The 18,987-nt window shown below is 64.0% G+C and carries 14 protein-coding genes; 3 read left to right on the top strand and 11 right to left on the bottom strand.

Annotation, left to right across the window (positions count from 1 at the left end; genetic code table 11):
• Window positions 1-41: 41 nt before the first annotated feature.
• Genes ACFWUU_RS38855 through ACFWUU_RS38825 form a run of 7 tightly spaced genes read right to left on the bottom strand, consistent with a single transcriptional unit; the run spans window position 42 to window position 7,153 of the window.
• A complete protein-coding gene (locus tag ACFWUU_RS38855; protein ID WP_380183458.1) occupies window positions 42-1,016 on the bottom strand; it encodes an aldo/keto reductase in 975 nt (324 codons plus the stop codon).
• Window positions 1,017-1,075: 59 nt separating this feature from the next.
• A complete protein-coding gene (locus ACFWUU_RS38850; protein WP_380183456.1) occupies window positions 1,076-2,023 on the bottom strand; it encodes a hypothetical protein in 948 nt (315 codons plus the stop codon).
• On the bottom strand, window positions 2,020-3,321 hold the full coding sequence (locus ACFWUU_RS38845; protein WP_380183454.1) for a glycoside hydrolase: 1,302 nt from the start codon (window positions 3,319-3,321) through the stop codon (window positions 2,020-2,022). Before ACFWUU_RS38845 ends, ACFWUU_RS38850 begins: the two co-directional genes overlap by 4 nt.
• 2 nt (window positions 3,322-3,323) lie before the next feature.
• Entirely contained in the window at window positions 3,324-4,082 is a 759-nt protein-coding gene (locus tag ACFWUU_RS38840; RefSeq protein ID WP_380183452.1) for a hypothetical protein, read from the bottom strand.
• A 1-nt stretch (window position 4,083) separates the two neighbouring features.
• Window positions 4,084-4,896 carry a carbohydrate ABC transporter permease gene (locus ACFWUU_RS38835; RefSeq protein ID WP_137257774.1) on the bottom strand — a complete coding sequence of 271 codons (813 nt, stop codon included), beginning with the start codon at window positions 4,894-4,896 and terminating at the stop codon, window positions 4,084-4,086.
• Complete coding sequence (locus ACFWUU_RS38830) at window positions 4,893-5,771, bottom strand: carbohydrate ABC transporter permease (protein WP_380183450.1); 879 nt, start codon at window positions 5,769-5,771, stop codon at window positions 4,893-4,895. The genes ACFWUU_RS38835 and ACFWUU_RS38830 overlap by 4 nt, the downstream gene beginning before the upstream one ends.
• Before the next feature lie 41 nt (window positions 5,772-5,812).
• A complete protein-coding gene (locus tag ACFWUU_RS38825) occupies window positions 5,813-7,153 on the bottom strand; it encodes an ABC transporter substrate-binding protein (protein ID WP_380183448.1) in 1,341 nt (446 codons plus the stop codon).
• Window positions 7,154-7,270: 117 nt separating this feature from the next.
• Here ACFWUU_RS38825 and ACFWUU_RS38820 point away from each other — a divergent pair, with 117 nt between their 5' ends.
• Window positions 7,271-7,978 carry a GntR family transcriptional regulator gene (locus ACFWUU_RS38820; RefSeq protein WP_380183446.1) on the top strand — a complete coding sequence of 236 codons (708 nt, stop codon included), beginning with the start codon at window positions 7,271-7,273 and terminating at the stop codon, window positions 7,976-7,978.
• Window positions 7,979-8,519: 541 nt separating this feature from the next.
• A complete protein-coding gene (locus ACFWUU_RS38815; RefSeq protein ID WP_380183444.1) occupies window positions 8,520-9,761 on the top strand; it encodes a DNA cytosine methyltransferase in 1,242 nt (413 codons plus the stop codon).
• Here ACFWUU_RS38815 and ACFWUU_RS38810 read toward each other — a convergent pair.
• Window positions 9,758-10,249 (bottom strand): very short patch repair endonuclease, encoded by a 492-nt coding sequence (locus ACFWUU_RS38810; RefSeq protein WP_380183442.1) that lies wholly within the window; start codon window positions 10,247-10,249, stop codon window positions 9,758-9,760. The two genes, ACFWUU_RS38815 and ACFWUU_RS38810, sit on opposite strands and share 4 nt — an antisense overlap.
• On the bottom strand, window positions 10,246-11,259 hold the full coding sequence (locus ACFWUU_RS38805) for a NaeI family type II restriction endonuclease (RefSeq protein ID WP_380183440.1): 1,014 nt from the start codon (window positions 11,257-11,259) through the stop codon (window positions 10,246-10,248). Before ACFWUU_RS38805 ends, ACFWUU_RS38810 begins: the two co-directional genes overlap by 4 nt.
• Window positions 11,260-11,394: 135 nt before the next feature.
• On the opposite strand from ACFWUU_RS38805, the gene ACFWUU_RS38800 reads away from it, so the two are divergent.
• Window positions 11,395-12,594 (top strand): restriction endonuclease, encoded by a 1,200-nt coding sequence (locus ACFWUU_RS38800; RefSeq protein ID WP_380183438.1) that lies wholly within the window; start codon window positions 11,395-11,397, stop codon window positions 12,592-12,594.
• A gap of 12 nt (window positions 12,595-12,606) precedes the next feature.
• Here ACFWUU_RS38800 and ACFWUU_RS38795 read toward each other — a convergent pair whose 3' ends face one another.
• Window positions 12,607-13,707 carry a PD-(D/E)XK nuclease family protein gene (locus ACFWUU_RS38795; RefSeq protein ID WP_380183436.1) on the bottom strand — a complete coding sequence of 367 codons (1,101 nt, stop codon included), beginning with the start codon at window positions 13,705-13,707 and terminating at the stop codon, window positions 12,607-12,609.
• Complete coding sequence (locus ACFWUU_RS38790; protein WP_380183434.1) at window positions 13,689-18,983, bottom strand: DEAD/DEAH box helicase; 5,295 nt, start codon at window positions 18,981-18,983, stop codon at window positions 13,689-13,691. Before ACFWUU_RS38790 ends, ACFWUU_RS38795 begins: the two co-directional genes overlap by 19 nt.
• Window positions 18,984-18,987 lie beyond the last annotated feature (4 nt).

Here is an 18,987-nt window from a genome sequence, read left to right as displayed (position 1 = left end):
ACAGCCGGCCGCTGGTGGGCGGCCGGCTGTTTTGACGGGTCTTACCAGGCGTAGTCCTCGGGGGAGGTCTTGTAGCCGGGGAAGATCTCGTCGAGGCGGTTCAGGGCCTTCTCGTCGAGCTTGATGTCTACTGCGCGTACGGCGGACTCGAGCTGCTCCATCGTGCGCGGGCCGACGATCGGGCCGGTGACGGCGGGCTGGTGGAGGAGCCAGGCGAGGGCGACCTCGCCTGGCTCGTGGCCGAGCTCGTCCGCGAACGCCTCGTACTGCTCGATCTGCGGACGCAGGCGCTCGAGCGTCTCCTTGGCCCGGCCCTCGAGCCGGCGGACGCCCTCGTTCTCCTTGCGTACGACGCCGCCGAGCAGACCGCCCTGCAGCGGCGACCACGGGATCACGCCGAGGCCGTAGTACTGCGCGGCCGGGAGCACCTCGCGCTCGACGTCGCGGACGAGCAGGTTGTAGATCGACTGCTCGCTGACCAGGCCGATGTAGTTGCGGCGCGCGGCCGCGTCCTGCGCCTGCGCGATGTGCCAGCCGGCGAAGTTGCTGGATCCGGCGTACAGGATCTTGCCCTGCTGGATCGCGACCTCGATCGCCTGCCAGATCTCGTCCCACGGCGTCGCACGGTCGACGTGGTGGAACTGGTACAGGTCGATGTAGTCCGTCTGCAGCCGCTTCAGCGACGCGTCGAGTGCACGGCGGATGTTCAGCGCGGACAGCTTGCCCTCGTTCGGCCAGCCGTCGCCCATGTCGCCGTACACCTTGGTCGCCAGCACGGTCTTGTGCCGGTTCGCCGGGTCCTTGGCGAACCACTCGCCGATGATCTCCTCGGTCCGCCCCGGGTAGATGGCCCGCCCGTACCCGTTCGCGGTATCGAAGAAGTTGATGCCCTTGTCATGCGCCGCGTCCATGATCGCGTGCGCGTCCCCCACCTCGGTGTGAGGACCGAAGTTCATCGTCCCCAGCACGATCCGACTAACCGACAACCCAGTACGCCCAAGATGAGTGAAGTCCATACCCACCACCCTTGCTCGCCGCGGCCAACTCTTCCAACAAAAGAATCAGGACAGTCCCATCAGCTGAGCTTCTGAGTCAGCCTGGCGCGGACCATTTCGGTCGGCGTCGCGCCACCTTCGGCGATCGCATCGAGCAACGCCCCGACGAGCGCCGGCGCCTGGGCGTGCTGAAGGTCGACACCTTCACACCTACGGCGAAGCGCGGCGAACATCGGCGCCTCCGGTTCCGGTACCAGGCCACCTCCGACTACTACGGTCACTGGTCTGACCAGTCCACAGGTCCGCGCGAGACTGCCGATGTACTCCGTGAGTCGCTCCGCCTGCGTATCGACCAACCCGGCCACGACCGGGTCGTCGTCGATGAGCGCCAGTACGGCGGGAGCATGCGACGCCTGAGCCGCGAAGCTGAACGCGTTGCCGCGCGCCGTCGTGAGCTCGAGCATCTCCTCCGGCGTGGACGCACCGACCAACGGCGGGAGTACGGCGGCGAGCTTCGTCGACTCACCCATCCCGAGCTCAGCCAGATACACCGCGCGCAGCGCCTCGCTGACCAGACCGGCTGCGCCGAGGGGATGCTGCAGCCACCACGACAGCGCCAATTCCTTCTCCGGCCCTCGGCCCGCGAGCGCCGCGCCCGTACCGAGCACGACCGAAATGCCCTGCCCATCCAGCCTGCCGCACCGGATGAGCGCGAAACCGTCGTTCTTGATGCTGAGCTGTTTGAAGAGCGGCTGCAGGGCCGCAGCCCAGAACTGCTCGTCCGCCGGCCAGTCCACGCCCGCCAACCGGAACGCCGCGTGCTTGACCTCGGACGGCTTGAGGTCTGCAGCCTCGAGCACCTCGCCGACGAGGCCGAGGACAACCGACCTGGCCGCCTCTGGCCCCGCGGGTGCGTAGATGTCGCCAACACCGCCGCGGGCCAGGGCGATCAGGTCGCCATCAGCGGTGGTCAGACCAGCCCACGTCTTGGTGTTCCCGGCGTCGACGGCGAGGAAGACGTCTCTCACCGCAGGAGTCTCTCCGGCAGGTACGCCGAGTGCGCGGCGGCCATCTCGTCGTACAACGGCTCAGCAATCGCCAGGTCGGGCACGAGCGGATTCGCGATCAGCGCCCGGATCGCGTCGGCGCGGTTGCCCTCCCAGGCAGCCTTCGCCGCGAGCATCTGGTAGTCGGCGAGCTGCCGCGTGATGCCCCGAACAGCAAGCGGCAGAGCTTGTTGCGGCTCGATGTGACAACCCTTGCGGTTCACGTCGCAGTACACCTCGACGACAGTCTCCGCGTCGAAACCGGGCAGCGCGCCGTCCGCGTTCGGCAGGTTGACGGGCAGGCGTGCGCCCGTGTCGTTGTAGTAGGCACTCATCACGTCGATCGCCAACTCCAGCTCGTGGATCCCGCCGCGCGACCGGGCCGGATCGAGCTCGGGGTGACTGGCCTCGGCCTGCTCGCGGTAGTGCTCCCAGTACCCAGGAACCTCGTTCATGATCACTTCCGACCGGGTCCGCGGCGCGGCCTGCTGCGCCCGGAACACCTCGTTCCGGAAGTAGTAGTAGTTGAAGTAGTCCGACGGGATCGACTGCATGACCACGGCCAGATGCAGCGCGCGCTTCGAGTTGTCGTCGAGCGTCGGGTCGTCCTTGCGCTCTTCCCACGCGGCCTCGAGCAGCGGCATGACGTCCTTGCCGTCGTACAGATGCTCGTAGCTCCAGCAGTTGTGGTTCACGCCGGCCATCGTGACCTTGGCCCGCTCGGGGTCGAGGCCGGCGGCCCGCAGTACGACGGGCGGGAACACGAGCGGGCCCTCGCACATCGAGTAGATCGGGACCGAGGTGTAGCTCGAGACCGCCTGCGAGACGATGTTGACCGGGTTGGTGTAGTTGAAGATCACCGCGTTCGGGGCGACCGCCTGCAGGTCGTCGGTGATGCCGCGCATGTCGTTGATCGAGCGCAGCGCCATGAAGAACCCGCCAGGCCCCTGCGTCTCCTGCCCGATCACGCCGTGCTTGATCGGAATGCGTTCGTCCAGCGCCCGCGCGTCGAAGTTGCCGGGCCGGAAGCTCGTCAGTACGGCGTCGACGTCGGTCAGACCAGCACGCTGGTCCGTCGTCGCGGTGACGGTGATGTTGTCACCGCCCTGGGCCGCGAGCTTCTCCGCGATCCGGCGAACGATCTCCAGCCGCTCCGGGTCCTTGTCGATCAGCACGACTTCCGAGCCCGCGAACTCCGGCCCGTGCCACAAGAACGACGCCATGGTGCCGGCCGCTCGGGACGATCCGCCGCCGATGTAGGCCATCTTGATTCGAGCCATGTCTAGGAGACTCCTTCTCGTTCTGTCTTTTGTGCGGCTGCTTCGTCCGCGTAGATGAGGGCGTTGCGGCAGTCGTGCACGATGGTTGCCGGCCACAACGGGTCGTACTGGTCGGCCTGCGTGATGCGGTCGAAGGCGTACGCCTTGTTCTCACCCCAGAGCAGCATCACCGCGGAGTGCGAGAGCTCGACGAGTTCCGCAGTACCGATCGTGACGCCGTACGACGGAACCTCGGCGGGGGACTGCAGATTGGGGAAGGTGGACACGTTGTCGCGGCGGGTCGACTCGGGTAGCTCGACGACCCGGGTGGGCGCGTGGCGCGGCGTACCGGGGCCGTTGAGAGCGACGTGACCGTCTCCTTGACCGCTGGCAAGCAGGAAGAGGTCGATGCCGCCGCGGTCGAGGATCTCCTGCTTGAAGGCTTCGGGCTTGTTGGGGTCCGGGGTGAGGAGACTGGTCGGACCAAGGCCGAGGGGGCCAAGCAGGTTCCGTTCGGCCCAGCCGATGCAGCTGTGCGGCGCGTGCGGGTCCAGCAGCTCCCAGCGGCTGCCCTGCCTGGTGACGTACTCGTCCATCATCACGATCTGAAGGCCGTCCAGGCTGGCTCCGGATTCTTTGAGGGCAGCTGCGACGGGAGTGGCGCTGCGGCCGGCGGGGAAGCCGACGATGGCGCTGCCTGTCGTCAGTTGCTCGAGAATCCGTTGCGCTACCGCCTCGCCGAGCCGAGCAGCGTCGGGTACCACAGTGATAGGCGTTGTCACGTCACTCCTTGACCGCGCCGGCCATGACGCCGCTGATGAATTCGCGCTGGAAGAACAGGTAGAGAGCCACAACCGGCAGCGAGACGATCAGCGATCCGGCCGCCATCAGATTGACCTGCAGTACATGCCGTCCCTGGAAGGCGCCCAGGGCAACGGTCGCGGTCTGCTTGTCCGGATCGCCCAGGAAAATAAGGGAAAGGAAGAAGTCGTTCCAGGTCCACATGAACGAAAGCAGGACCAAGGTGAGTACGGCGGGACGCGCCATCGGGACGAGAATGCGCCACAAAGTGCTCCAGACTCCCGCACCGTCGACGGCGGCGGAATCCATCACCGACCGGGGGAGCGATCTGAACGTCGCTCGCATCCAATACGTTCCGAACGGCACGCCCATTCCGAGTTGGATGATGACGAGGCCGAGCCAAGAGTTGGTCAAGCCGATGCTCTGGAATTCGTAGTACAGCGGGATGACGATCACTTCGGTCGAGACCATCATTCCGAGCAGGATGACCGGGAAGAGGAAGCGTTCGCCGACTACGCCGAGGACGCCGAATGCGTACCCGGAAAGGATCGCCAGCACGGTTTGCCCGACGACCGCGGACACGGTGATGACCAGGGACGCGTACATCGAGTGCGCGAGATTCCCGTCGTGCCAGGCCGCGCTGAAGTTGCTCCACGCGATGTTGGAGAAATCGAGTGCGCCTGAGGTGTTGGGGCTGAGTGAGGTGAGGACGAACCACGCGACTGGGAACAGCACTCCGACCGTCAGCGCGATGACGATGACGTAGTTCGAGACGCGTTCGAATCTGGAGATCATCGGTCTTTGTTCTCCATGATCCTCGTGATGCCGACCGCGATCGCGAGACACAACACAGCCAGCACGACGCCGGTCGCGGATGCCCTACCGACATCGGGATTGACGAATGCCAACTGGTAAAGGAGAAGCGCCGGGGTTGTCGTCGCCGTACCGGGTCCGCCCTGTGTGGTGATGTAGACCATGTCGAACGTCCTGAGCGCGCCGGTGATGGTCAGAGTGAGGGCGATTGCCATTTGCCCGCGCAGGCTGGGCAACGTGATCAGCCAGAACTCCTGCCATCGCGTCGATCCGTCCAATCGCGCGGCCTCGTACAGCTCATCCGGAATCGCGAGAATGCCGGCCAGGAACAGCACCATGGTGAATCCGAAACCGCCCCAGACACCGATCATGCCGAGCGACGGCAGCGCCCAGGTGAAGTCGCCGAGCCAGTTGCGGGTCAGGTGTCCGAGTCCGACGCCGCGCAAGATGCTGTTCAGCGGGCCGTCCGGCGCGTAGATGCGCTTCCATATGATCGCCACGACGACGCTCGTCAGCACCTGCGGCAGGAACAGGAACCAGCGGTAGATGCCCTCGCCGCGGATCTTCGCTCTGCTGAGGAGCGCGGCGCTGATCAGGCCGAGACCGAGCGGGATCAGGCCGAACATCAGAATCAGGACGAGGACGTGCCCGAAGGCGGCGTACATCCTCGGATCGCGTCCGAATTCGAAGTAGTTGCGCAATCCGACCCACGTCGGTTCGCTGACGCCGTCCCATTTGTAGAACGAGTAGTTGACCGTTTGGAGCAGCGGCACGAGCACGATCACGACGTACAGCAGGAGCGCGGGGGAGAGGAAGAGCAGGCCCATCCAGCGCCGTTTGCGGGCTTGTCGCGACACGGTTCGGGTTCTGGTTTTGGTGCGACCGATCGCTAGAACGCTCATCGGGCGGCCTGGAATTTGTCGTAGTCGGCCTGCACCGCCTTGACCAGCTCCGCCGGGGTACTCCGGCCGGCCAGCAGCAGTTGGACCTGACCGCCGAGCGTGTCGAGCATCGAGGGCGTCGACCAGTCGAAGTACGGGACGTAGCCGTTGTCCTTGTCGAGCGACCGTTGGCCCGTGATCTCGGTGCCGAACTCGGGGTTGTCCGCGGGCGCCTTGACGTCATTCAGCAACGGCAGGAGACCGGCTTCGACGACGTACTGCGCGGTTTGCGGTCCGGCGAGGAAATCGAGGAACGCGGCTGCTACGTCGGGGTGCGCGCATTTGGATCCGAGCGCGACGGCGGTGGAGGCGCCCGTACCGACGACCTTTCCGCCGGTGGCCTGGGGGAGTTGGACGTAGCCGTACTCCTGCTTCTGATTTCCCTTGAAGGCAAGGGTTCCCGTGTACTCGAAGCGGAAGGCGGATTTGCCTTTGAGGAACGCGTCGATCGCGTCGGCGTACTGGATGCCGGCATGGTTCGGCGTGAGCCAGCCCTTGTCCTGGTACGACTTGAGATGCTCGGCGGCCTCGGACATTCCGATCTCGTCGGCTTTCACCGAGCCGGTCGAGTAGACGAAGTCGTTGATCTTCTTCTGATCGCCGAAAAGGTCCTGCAGGGCAAGAAGAATCGCCGTCGAGGAGCCCTTGTCCTGCGACCCGTAGCCGATCGGGATGAGGCCTGCGGCTTTGGCCTTCGTGCACGCGTCCTCGAAGGATGCGAGATCGGTCGGCGGCTTGGCGCCTGCTTTGTCGAGGACTGTCTTGTTGTAGTAGAGGCCGATCAGCGACGAGCTGGCGACGGGGGTGGCGAACAACGATCCGCTGCCCATCTCCGCGCCGTCGGTCGTGAACTGCGTCTGGCGCAGGATGGTGCTCGGGAACTTGTCCCAGCCGAAGGACTTCGAGTACCCGTCCAGGTTGAGCACCAGGCCCGCCTTCGACAGTGTGCCCAGCGACTGCCAGCCGTTGTTGACCGTGATGATGTCCGGCGGGTTCTTCTCCTTCAACCGCAGGTTGGCCGTCTGCGTCAGCTGACCCCAGTCGACCGACGTGCGCTTGATCGTGACGTTCGGGTACTTCGCCTGGAAGCCCTTCACCGCGCTGGCGACCCAGCTGGCGGCGTCGCCGCCCCAGAAGTCGAGCATCGTCAGCGTCACCGCGCCGGCTTTGGCGACGTCGATCGACTTGGCGGGTGTGGTCGGTGCGCTGCTCGCTTTCGTACCCTTCGGCGCGCATCCGGCCAGCGTGAACAGTCCGAGCGCGGCCCCCGACTTCAACACGTTCCGCCTGCTGACCATCGTGACTCCTTCGTCTGTGACTTCCGGCCACCTTACGACGCTGAAACCAGTTATGCCAGTGTGAACCAGTTTGGGATTGTGCCTGGCTTGACTCGTGAAACTGGTATAGTGACCGCCGTGACTGAGCCCGCCGTTGAGCGCGTCAAGAAACGGATCCGCGAGGGGATCGTCCGCGGGAAGTACCCCAGCGGCAGCCGCCTGCCGAGCGAACGTCAGTTCGCCCTGGAGACCGGGCTCAGCCGGATGACCGTCCGCGCCGGCTTCCAGGCAGCCTCCGACGACGGCCTGATCGCCCCATCGCCCCAACGCGGCTGGTACGTCCGCGACCTCGTACTGCGCGAACCCCCGAGCCGGCTCCAGTCCTTCACCGAGATGGCCCACGAGCTCGGCTTCCGCCCCACCTCGGAAATCCTCGACCACCGAGAACGCCCCGCCACCCTCGACGAGGCCCACCGCCTCCACCTCGCCCCCACCGCCCCCGTCACCGCCATCCGCCGCCTCCGCGGCATGGACGGCCGCCCCGTAACCGTCGAAGACCTCGTCATCCCCTTGGCCGTAGCCCCCTGGCTACCCGGCACCGACCTGACCGACGCCTCCCTCTACGAACTCTTCTCCACCCACGGCATCGAATTCGCCTACTCCCGCTACACAGTCCAAGCCCAAAACGCCACCGAAACCCTCGCCACCCTCCTCAACCTGGCTCCCGCCGCAGCCATCCTGGTAGCCACCGAAATCGCCTACACCCAAGACACCACCCCCCTCCTCTCCGGCACCAACCACTACAGAGGCGACGCCTACCAATTCACAGCAGACCTCACGCGCTGACTTTGGTAGGAGAGAGTCGGCCCATCGCGGTGCTACGCGCGACTCCTTCGTCGCCGTGCTCCGCGCCGCCCCACCCACCCCCGGGCTCATCGCCCGAAGCATCCCTTCCGGCTGCCGCCGGACCTTGCGCGCTACCGCGCGAATCGACTGCCCCGCCGTCTGGCGCACCTGGATGTGCAAGCAGATCGATCCCGTCAGGTCGGCACCTCGCCAGCGCGACGTGCTGAAGCTCTTGCCAGTGAGATCGCGCCATTCGTGGCGATGGCCGATCGTGCGCTAGCCATGATCGGAAAGTAGTCGTGCTGTGTGCCGGCGGGCGTCCTACGTCTCACGATGCGTGGAGGCTAAGCTCTGCCTGTTCGATCCCCCGGCTGAGCGGAAGTTGACGCATGAGACACGCCGAGACGATGCGGTGTCAGGCCCGGGGTCAGAGATGCGTCGATGCCGCTCAGGCACGCGCTGCAGTCCTCTCGGTGGATTTGACCGGGTCTGACGCACGTCTCTACACTCGAACAAATGTTCGATCTGCGGGGGAGGTCTCGTGAGTTCACTCCGGGTAGTAGAGATCTGCGCTGGAGCCGGCGGTCAGGCTCTCGGACTCGAGCTGGCTGGGTTTGAGCACGCGTTGGCGGTTGAGCTCGATCCCATGGCGGCGGCGACCCTGGAGCTCAATCGGCCAGATTGGGACGTACGTGTAGGCGATGTCGCCGATCCAGAAGTCTGGGACCCGGCGGAGTTCAGAAACATAGACCTCCTGGCAGGTGGCGTTCCCTGCCCACCGTTCTCCATCGCTGGCAAGCAGCTTGGTGCGAACGACGAGCGCGATCTCTTCGCTTGGGCAGTCGAGCTCTGCGGCATCATGCGCCCGCGGGCACTCATGCTCGAAAACGTTCGAGGACTGTCTGCGCCAAGGTTCTCGGCCTACAGGCAGCACGTACTCGATCGCCTCAGTGAGCTGGGATACGTCGCGGACTGGCGCCTGCTTCAGGCCTCTGATTTCGGAGTTCCGCAGCTACGTCCCCGATTCGTGCTGGTGGCACTGAGCAAGGAAGACGCTCCTTACTTCAGCTGGCCGGAGGCGACGCCTGTCCAGCGCACCGTTGGTGAAGAGCTTGTCGACCTCATGGCCGAGAACGGCTGGAAGCATGCCAAACACTGGGCAAGCCGCGCCGATCGAATCGCGCCCACGATCGTGGGCGGATCGAAGAAGCATGGTGGCGCGGACCTAGGGCCAACGCGGGCCAAGCGTGCCTGGGCGGAAATGGGCGTCGACGGACTGGGAGTCGCTGACGAGGCTCCATCTGCTGGTACGCCGAAGGGGCACAACCCAAAGCTGACGGTCGAGATGGTTGCCCGTCTGCAAGGCTGGGACGACAAGTGGAAATTCGCCGGCCGCAAGACCTCGAAGTATCGCCAGATTGGCAACGCCTTCCCGCCCCCCGTCGCAAGAGCGATCGGCCGTCAGATTGTCGCCGCACTGAACCACGAAGGCGAGCCGCGCCTTCAAACGGAGACAGCAACTCACAACGAGGTCTACCGAGTTCTGCGCGCAGCCGATGCACCACTCACGATCGAGGAGATCTATGAGCAAATCGATGGCTCGCTCGCTCGTGAGGAGATCAAGATTCAGCTCAAGCATCTGACGCGCGATTTCGACATGCACGAAGGCGAGTCGGAGGCCGGCGAGGCGACGTACAAGCTCGGAACCTTCCGGGCATTCATCGGTCAGGATGACCACATCCGCCATGAGTACCTAGCCCAGATGCGCTCGAAGGTCAGCTAAGGCTCCGTTTGCCTGAGCACTGCGGTCACTTTGCTGATTGCCTCGTTGAGATGCTCGTGTTCCCAGATCCGGACGACAGTCCAGCCGTCGGTCTCCAGGGCAGTGTCAGCTAGTCTGTCTCGCTCCACGTTGCGCTGCAGCTTAGGCGACCAGTAACCCGAGTTCACCGTCGGCTGACGTCCATGCTCAGGGCAGCAGTGCCAGAAGCATCCATCGACGAAGACAGCGACCTTGCGTGCAGTGAAGACAATGTCGGGTCGCACCCGTCGCGTCGAGGTATGGATATTGAGGTCCTTGCGAAAGCGGAACCCATCCCTATGCAAGGCGGACCGCAGTTCGACCTCGGGCTTGGTGTTGGTTCGACGGATCGCCTGCATATTGCGTGAGCGACCCGGAGTCGTCGGAGTCTCGCCATACGAACGTGGTTCTTTGGCCCCCGCCTCAAGTCGAGAGTCGTTCAGCTGTGCCCGGTGGTGTTCGCTCGTCATTTCGGCAACTCAGGTTGGAGGCTCTCCGAGGGTGCGCTCGTCGCGCTCCGGGTACTTGGGAGCTTTGGAGCGGGCTCTGGACAGGGCTCACCTTCCTTGGCCAGCCTCCACGATCGGCCCTCGAGCTGTACTGTCCACGGGTTGCCTTCATCGGTGGGAACGACACGCAGGCTAACGATCTCGCCTGGCCCAGGTACGTTCGCTCCGAGCTGTCGAGCGACGCGTCGATGCGCTTCGTAGTCGCCGCCCGGGATCAGGTAGCCCTCCGCTCTGAGAACTGTTCGCGCCCCGTGGCCGTTGTCTCTGATGCGTGCCATGTAGTCGTCCTGCTGGGCCAGTGTCGCGATCGTGTTGCGCCCGATGCGGCGCTCGGTGACTCGTCTCAAGAGTTCGGTAACTCGAGCCTGTCCCTTCTTCGGGGCGAGGACGGCATGAAGAGTGACGGGGTCGAGGCTCAGGAGGATGTTTGGCGGGAGGCTGGCTTCTATATGAAGCCATGCGATCTGGTTGCGACCACGCGAGCTCAAACTTGCCTTAGCGTCACGGTTGCTGCCCTTGTTGCGATTCTCGTCGCTGGCCCGGACCACTCCGAGGTTCCAGGTTCCTCGCATGTCATCTGCAGTCGCTACCAGCAAAAGCTGGCCAAAACATTCGGGTGGCAGCATCCATCCGCCAAGACGCTGCGAGTACTTGCAGTCGACGTCATGCCCGCGGATCCGATAGTCGAGCAGATGAGAGTCATCGGTATCGTCGATCACATCGTCGAAGGCCCGGCGCATGTTGATCTCAAACAGAGTGCCAAAATGCGTCTTCTCGGTCTTGTATAGCTGGTCCCAGCGAAAGCGTCCGGTGTGCTGACCGTCGTAGAGTTGATCGAAGGTCGACCGAAAGACTGCTGCTGTGCGGGTCCCGTCTGGATCCGCAGCGATCAAAGCAGACACGACTTCGTCCCGTGCAGCGTCAGGGGCTGGCTCGCTGAACGGCATGTCAGGCAGCAGGGCATCGCTCACGCCACACGACGATAGAGGGTCCCGGGGCACGACTCGACTGCGGACCACTTCAAGCGTGTCGGCGTAGTTGTGCCGGAGCAAAGCGGATCGGCGCTCGACCAAGCTGTCGATCCGGCCGCGCGATAGCCTGCGGTCGTGAGCGCTGGTCCCATCTTCCCGTTCGTCGGCCTCGAGTCGGCGGACCTAATCGTTGATGCCGTCTATGCCGGTGGTACCGCGGGCAACGCTGCAGACGACGCGCTGGCCCGCCTGCTGCCCGTCGGCAATCAAGGCGGCTTTAGGCCAGCTGGATCTCCGCGCGCCGGAACGGTCCGCCTCGTCGCGCTCTACACCTCGGGTACTGAGGTTGACTGGCCTGATGTTCTCGACACTCAAACGGGGGTCTTCACGTACTTTGGAGATAACCGGCAGCCAGGGCGTGAGATTCATCAGACGCAGCGCGCAGGGAATCTGTTGCTCCGAGATGTTTTCGCGCGAGGCCACGATACGTCCGGTGATCGTCGGAAGGTTCCACCCTTCCTGCTCTTCCACAGAGCGTTTCCTGGCCGGAGTGTGGCTTTCCATGGCTTGCTGGTACCTGGCGCCGAATCGCTGTCGAGTGATGACGACCTTGTGGCGATCTGGCGCACAACTAGAGGCCAACGTTTTCAGAACTACCGCGCGCGTTTCACCGTTCTGGATGCAGGTCACATCTCGAGGGAATGGATCACTGATGTGCTGGCCGGCAGGGCATATGAGAGCGAACACTGCCCACCGGCTTGGAAGTCGTGGGTGGACGGCCGCGTCTATCGGCCGATGGAAGCCCCTGCGACCACCAGTGTCAGAAGCAAGGCTCAGCAGGTTCCCAACGATCCCACTGGACGAGCGATGCTCGCGGAGATTCGTGACTACTTCCAGAACCATGAGCATGACTTCGAGCCAGTGGCTGTCGAGTTATGGCGTCTCGTGGCACCTGCCACTGGGCAGTGCGATGTCACACGGCCGAGCCGTGACGGTGGTCGGGATGCGATTGGAAAGTACATGCTTGGACCGCCGTCCGATCCGATTGCGATCGACTTCGCTCTGGAGGCCAAGTGCTACAGTCCCGACACTTCTGTCGGAGTCAGGGACGTTGCTCGCCTCATCTCGCGCATTCGGCATCGTGAGTTCGGCGTGTTCGTGACGACCTCGTACTTCGCGACGCAGGCTTACTCAGAAGTGCGCACCGATGACCATCCAATCGTGTTGATCTGTGGACAGGACATCGTTGACGCCTTGAAGGCTCACGGGTACACCGATGCTTCAAGCGTCCGCGCGTGGCTCGATGCGCGAGCGACCAGCGTGCAGGGCGACTAAGGGCAGATCTGCTCATTGTGGCCAGGTCCATGAGAGCGTATTCCAGCGTGCGAAGCCTGTCCCTAAGCTTCCTTCAAAGTCGCTCACGCTGAACATTTCACCCCTCGTCGGTGTCTCCTGTGCGAGGCCGACGACGCGAAGCTGCCGGGACCGCCAGCGTGGTGCAACAACGTCGAGGTCGATGTAGGGCCGGGCGCCGAGCCGGCCGGTGCTCAGCACGCGACCGACCACGACCTGACCGCAAACCCAGTCCGGCTGGTATGTCTGAAGGAACGGGCTGCAGGCGACCCGGAACGGGCAAGTGGGGCACGTTTCCGGGCCTGGCGCGGCCTCAAGTCCCTGGTGGCCGGTGGCCGCGTCGTTCAGCACGGAACGAGCGTGCGACGCACGTCGCACCACGTCGTCAACGGCCTCGCTGCGAATGGCAAAGCCCTGGGCGCTCCCGTCTGCATGCCGAATCTCGGCACGCATAGGTAACTCGCCGAGCGACGATCGGACCAGGGCCGCGTAGATCAGCAGCTGATCCCTCCGATCGTCTGTCAAGTCGCCCCGCCCAGTCTTGAAGTCCGCGACGGTGAGTACACCTGAGGCGCGCTCGACGAGATCTGGTCGGCCCTTCAGTCCGAGCACTCCGTCCTCAAGCCAACGCTCACGCCAGGGGAGACCTGGTGCGGTCTGCCTGGACAACGGCAGCCGCTCCGGCGCTCTAAATGAGCTCCCATATGCAGACGTGACGACTGCCGAGTCGGTTGTGCTGTTGGGGACGACACGCTTGGTGACTTGGTGTTTGGTCAGTGCCCACGCGGGCCAATTCTGTGGAGCTGGCGGCGACGCAGGGGCCCATGCTTGCGCCAGGAGCGCGTACGCTCGCGAGCTTTCGGCGGCCCACGCATCGGCGACCTCCTCATGTGTCGCGAACCGTCGCGCGAGCACAGCATGCGCAACGATCCCGACCGCCGCTCGCAGACCCATTCTCCTTAGGCTCCCGGCTGCCGGATCCAGATCGAAGCCTGCGCGCAGGCGACACCGGTTCCAGGCCGACAACAGGCTAGGGCTGACGTGGTCCACCACCGCCGGCCGTGGTGGACGCGATGTCAGTTCAGGTGGCGCCATACCGACAGCGGGTTGATCCGGAAAGAGCGGACGTCTTCCCATTCGACCGTGCGGAACAACTCCTGCGCGGCTACATGCGCGCGGGCTTGCTGCTCGGTGAGCCAGTCGGTGTCGAGGCGCCACAGCGGGTGTGCGAGGAGCACGCATCTGTCCTCGCGGGCTATGTATGGGACGTCGCACATGACGCCAGTTGTGGAGCCCTGTAAGGCACTCGCCGCCGTATCGAACTCGACCGGATCGGACGGGAGGGATCTTGCGATCGTCAGAGGTCTGCCGGTGACGAGTTCGAGCATGTCGAGCGCCAGCCGCCAATCCAGGTGTGAGTGGCGACGCGAATTGTCATACGCACGCAGACAGTCTGGGCAGGAGAGGTCGCAGACTAGGCGGTGCTGCGGGCTCTCCCACTGGTCCGAGACATCATCATGGATACGGTGAAGCATCTCCTCGAACACCGACGGGTCGCCTAGCTCAGTGGCGTACCCGGCGCCGTTCTCGGCAGTATCGGCTAGATAAACGGCCGCCGCTACTTGCGCCTTTGCGTTCGGCTCGTCGGCGGCCTGAAGTGGCACACGAATCGGGTTGATGCCCGATGCAAGCTCGATTCCGTCAATGTCGAGTAAGACTTGGGCGCCGCGCCGGACGATCTCGACGAATGATGTGTAAGCGGCCCTGCCCGAGGGCTGATCGTGGAGGGCGACGGCCGCCGTTGGGATGTCGAGCCTTCGCGGGGTAATCAGCAGTGCGTCGGTTACCCGAATCTCGCCGATTGCCGTCACCGCGGGCTGTCCCGCGGAACCTGGCTCTGCTGTCACTGTGCCGTCCTGGGCGTGGGTGAACTGAAATCCCCGGCCGAAGTTGTCGTTCACGGTGACAAGTCGGCTTTGTTCGTAAAGGTGGAGGTCTGCCTTAGGCAACTGTCTCTCACGCGTTGCTTGGGACTTCACCGTCAGGATCGGACTAGAGCCCCGAAGCGCCACGTCACCGTCGTTCGTGTACGGCCTGGCTCTGTAGTCGGTTCGGAAGCCGCGTGGCTCGTGCAAAGTGAGCATCTCGAGAGTCTCGAAGCATGCAGGGCAAGCCGAACCGTTAGGCTCAAGCTCACCTCGCCCACACTTCGGGCACCGTCCGAAGTGGTAGCCGTTTCCGAGGGGGTCGACGGCCCTGGCGACCGTACCCTCGACACGGTAGGCAGCGAAGCCGGCCACTGTGTGCACGAGACCGTCTTTCACCACCTCCGCGCCCGGAGAGAAGATCGAGATTGCTTGGTCGAGCGACCTGTCGGAGACAACTTTCGTCTGCAACCACTCCCGGCTGGTGATCTTCGTGTTCCAAAGGTTCCGGACGCGGGTCGGGAACCCGAACATCGGCAGAACTCCGTATCGGGCGAGCGCTGCGCTTAGTTCGGTGTCTGTTGAGCCTGTCTCAGCCTCCACTACTTCGTCGATGCTAGTGACTAGATCGCGAATGATGTGACGCACGATGGCTGCCGCCGCATCGTCCGAGAGTCGGGTGAATGCCGTAAATCGCCTGACAACCTCTCGCACCCGGTCCTGGTTGCGCAGCTGTGACGCAACACCATCTCGGCGCTCCGGCCATTCGGTCGTCTGGCCGAACGTGCCGTGATTGCTATCCGATGTCCAGGTGGGTGGATCTGCCAGTCCAGCGAATGCGGCGCGGAGACACTCGGCGGCGACAACGCGCTGCACGATTCGCGGCCGCTCGAGATCGAGGAATGGCTGGGGTGGGATGTCGCCGGTCATCCGGTCGGCACGCTGGAAGTAGTACTCGTCGTGCGAGCGGGCCCGGCACACGGTCACGGCGTAGCTGAAGCTGCTGCCGGATCGGCCTGCGCGGCCGACTCGCTGCTGGTAGTTGAACCGCTGCGGCGGCATGTTCGCCATCATCGTCGCGCGTAAAGATCCGATATCAACGCCGACCTCCATTGTCGTGGTCACTGAAAGGGCGTCCAGTTCGTCGGCGAGAGCGCTTTCGTTCAGGGAGAACGCACCCTTGAACCAGCGCTGGCGATCGCGTTGTGCGGACAACGGCTTGGTCTGCCCTGTGAGCTCGGCGATCGATAGGCGGCGAGGACGCTGATGCGCCAACCAGGCGTAGTAATCGTCGAAGTCTTTGTCGTCTACCGGTTCCGGTTGAAGTCCGACTGAGAAACACTGACGGTTGCTACACACGCCGACGCTGGCCTGCAGGTGGACATAGTTGCAATTGCGGCATCGCCAGCACTCGTCTCCCCGCGGCAGCAAAACGAGCGTGGAGTCAATGGCGGACGAGCGTAGCAACCAGCCACTGACTGCTCTGCTGCCGGCACTAGTTGCGAGAAGCTCCTGCAGCTGCGCAGTGACTGCACCGGCTGAGATCCCACGATTCGTTGCAACCTTATCGACGTACCTCGCGACGGGTGCGGGCATAACTGCAGTGCTCTGGACACCACCCCGGCGACTGCCCTCATATCGGCTGAGCGTCCCAAGGATGCGCACCACGGAGCCCACGAGCTGGGCCTGCTCCTCCTCGTTCAGGACTCCGTCAACTGGAGGGAGTCCTTCGATGGCCATCCGTGCGATCTGGACCGACTCAAGGTCACGGCGGGCACGGTCGAACGTCGCCTCCATCACGGCTTCACGCAGATCCTCCATGAGCCTTTCCTGCCCCTGGGTCAGCGGCGGCTCGGGCCATGCGCCACTGACAGGAGAGGCGAATGCGCGGTACCAGGGGGTCGTGCCGTCGAGGCGATCCTCCAAATAACGGTTCCACGGGTTAGGGCCTCCAGGGTTGGCGCCGAGCCGGACCATGGCGTCTCGGATGCGGCCGTAGAGCTGTGGCAATGCGACCGAGCGCTCGCTGGCCAACCTGACGAGTGTGTCGTGCAATGCCTGCTCCTGCTCAGGGATGAGCGGTAACCCAAGATCCCGGCTCATCAAGGCCACCTTCGCGGGGCCAAACTCTCTGGCGGTGACCTCTGCCATGTCCAGATCTCTCAACCGAGAAATAGGATCCGGCGCTTCCTGGACTTGTTGGCGGAGTACCTGGCGCACCAAGTCCCTGTAATGATTCCTCGCAACGCCGGCCGCGGTTCGGGCCGCGTCGTCTCGGCCGTCGGTGAAGACGATGGTCTTCGCATCAGCGACTGACGCACGTCCGTCGAGCCCATTGGCCAGCGATCGGACGAGTTGCGATAGATAGAGCTGAGTCGCGGCGGCAGGGCCCGTTGTGTGTGCGCGTATTGGAGAGTTGACGTGCCCGCTAGTGAAGGAGCCTGCTTGCTGCTGAGGGGCTGCATAGCCGCAACTTGGGCACCGCGTCGGCAATGCCGGGATCCGGTCGCCGGCCTTCGCCCCTGAGATACTCAACGCCATCCCAGTAGGCTCGCTCTGTGGCTGCATCGATAGCACTCCGAGCGCCGGATTCCACGATGCTGTCGCAAACGCCAGCTTGATGCCACCGTGTGACCATTCCTTGCCCAGGTCAACAAGGCCCGGGCGATACCACACGAACTCTGCCGACGAGCGCAGGAAGACCTGTTTGCCGCTCTGATTCTCCACCACCGGTCCAGCGGCAAGGGCAACCTGCGACTCCTCCTGCTGGAGGACAAAGCCGCCGAGGCTGATGTCACCGCATTCGTAGCAGTACAGGAGCTCGAGCACCCTGCTGCCGCAGTCAGAACAGTTGTGCGTGGGGGTGGTGAACAGTCTGCCTATACCGTTCGGCGACTCCTCAGCCGAACGGCACCTAGGATTGCTGCAGGCCCACACACCGCGCGGCATCCGTACGAAGGCATGAGCGCGCAAAGGAATCAGAGGCTCCTCGTCTTCCGCCGGTTCCGCAACCGCCAGCTGGGTGAAGATACTGTCGATGAGTTCGAGACGGTCAGGCTCGTGTGGGAACAGCCGGTCAGCGAGGTCGGTAATCGATGTCGCCCGGAGCCGCTCCTCCTTCGGATCCTGGCAGGCAAGCGCCACTGCACGCGACAGATCGGCAGCAGACCTGCGCGCCGCCTGTACGTCGTTTCGTGTCACCTCGGCTGGAGCCTGCAATTCCAGCGGGCGCCCCGGGCAAATCGCGAAGCTCGTCCGGTCGACTCCGAAGAACTGCTCCAGGTAGTCCATGCTGCGAGACGACTCGTTGAGCGAAGCAGATGTACCAATGATCCGCAGCTTCGGCGAATCAGGAGCGATGCCTAGGCGGCGCAGGAGCGAGCGAATGATCATCGCGACCTCGCTGCCCTGGGTACCACGATAAAGGTGAAGCTCGTCGACCACGAGTGTGAAGACACTCGTCGGCTTCGCTAGCCACGCTGCCGTCTTCTCGAACATTGGTTCCTCGAACTGCCGCATCATGATCGAGTTCAGCATCGAGTAGTTCGTAACCATGATGTCTGGCGGGGCCGCGATCATGTCCCAGCGCGTGAGCATTTCACCGGATCGTGGGTCCTGGAACTGGTCGAGGTCTAGCGCCTGATTTGGGGCGAAGGCGTCCGGACGGTCACCGCGCGCGTCGGCGTTCGATTTCCGCAGTCCCGCTATGTCTTGTTCCAGCGCCTTGAGCTCTGCTGCTGCTTCGCCCATCGCCCTTCGCTGAGGCCGTCGGCCGGATCCCGTTGTGCTACCCGTATAGCGGCCGAACCAGATGGGCGTGCGCGGCGTTGACTGACGTAAGGCGCGCACGGCACGACGCAGTCGCGTCATCTGATCTTCGACCAGTGCATTTGTGGGATAGAGAATCAGGGTGCGGATGGCGGAGTCGCGCGTCTCGCCATGACGCATCGGCCGCCATTCCGGCGACGCGGACGACCACCACCAGTCGGCTCCCGGCTGCGCAGGCCACTCGGCCGCCTCCTGCATGATCCTCATCAGGACTGGCAGCAGAAACGACTCAGTCTTCCCAGAACCAGTACCCGACGTGACGATGACATTGCGTCCCTCGCTCACTTCTGATCTGAAGCTGTGCTCGATGGACTGTGCCTGATGCTCGCGGAGTCGTAGATCCGACCGTGGTGCGCCTGGGAAAACAGCCTCGCCGACAAGCCGGGCAACGTCGGCGTCGATGCCGGCTCTGTGAGCTACGTCCTTGAGCGGATGAGTGTTGGCGTACGGCATCACGGGCTCGATCATCAGATCGCCGATCAGCGCACCCGGGGCCTTCAGCAACGTCCTGCGTTCGTCCATCACCGCCTCGTCGTCGAGCCAGAAGGCGGTGTCGAAGTACTTGAGAAAGACGTCCCGCAAGTCGCGGGTGAGCTTGGTTGGGTTGGTGGGCTCCACGTCA

The organism is Kribbella sp. NPDC058693, assembly GCF_042715335.1.
In the GTDB taxonomy this organism is placed as follows: domain Bacteria; phylum Actinomycetota; class Actinomycetes; order Propionibacteriales; family Kribbellaceae; genus Kribbella; species Kribbella jiaozuonensis.
Note: the sequence above shows the minus strand (reverse complement) of the source record. Positions and strands in the feature narration are given on the sequence as shown.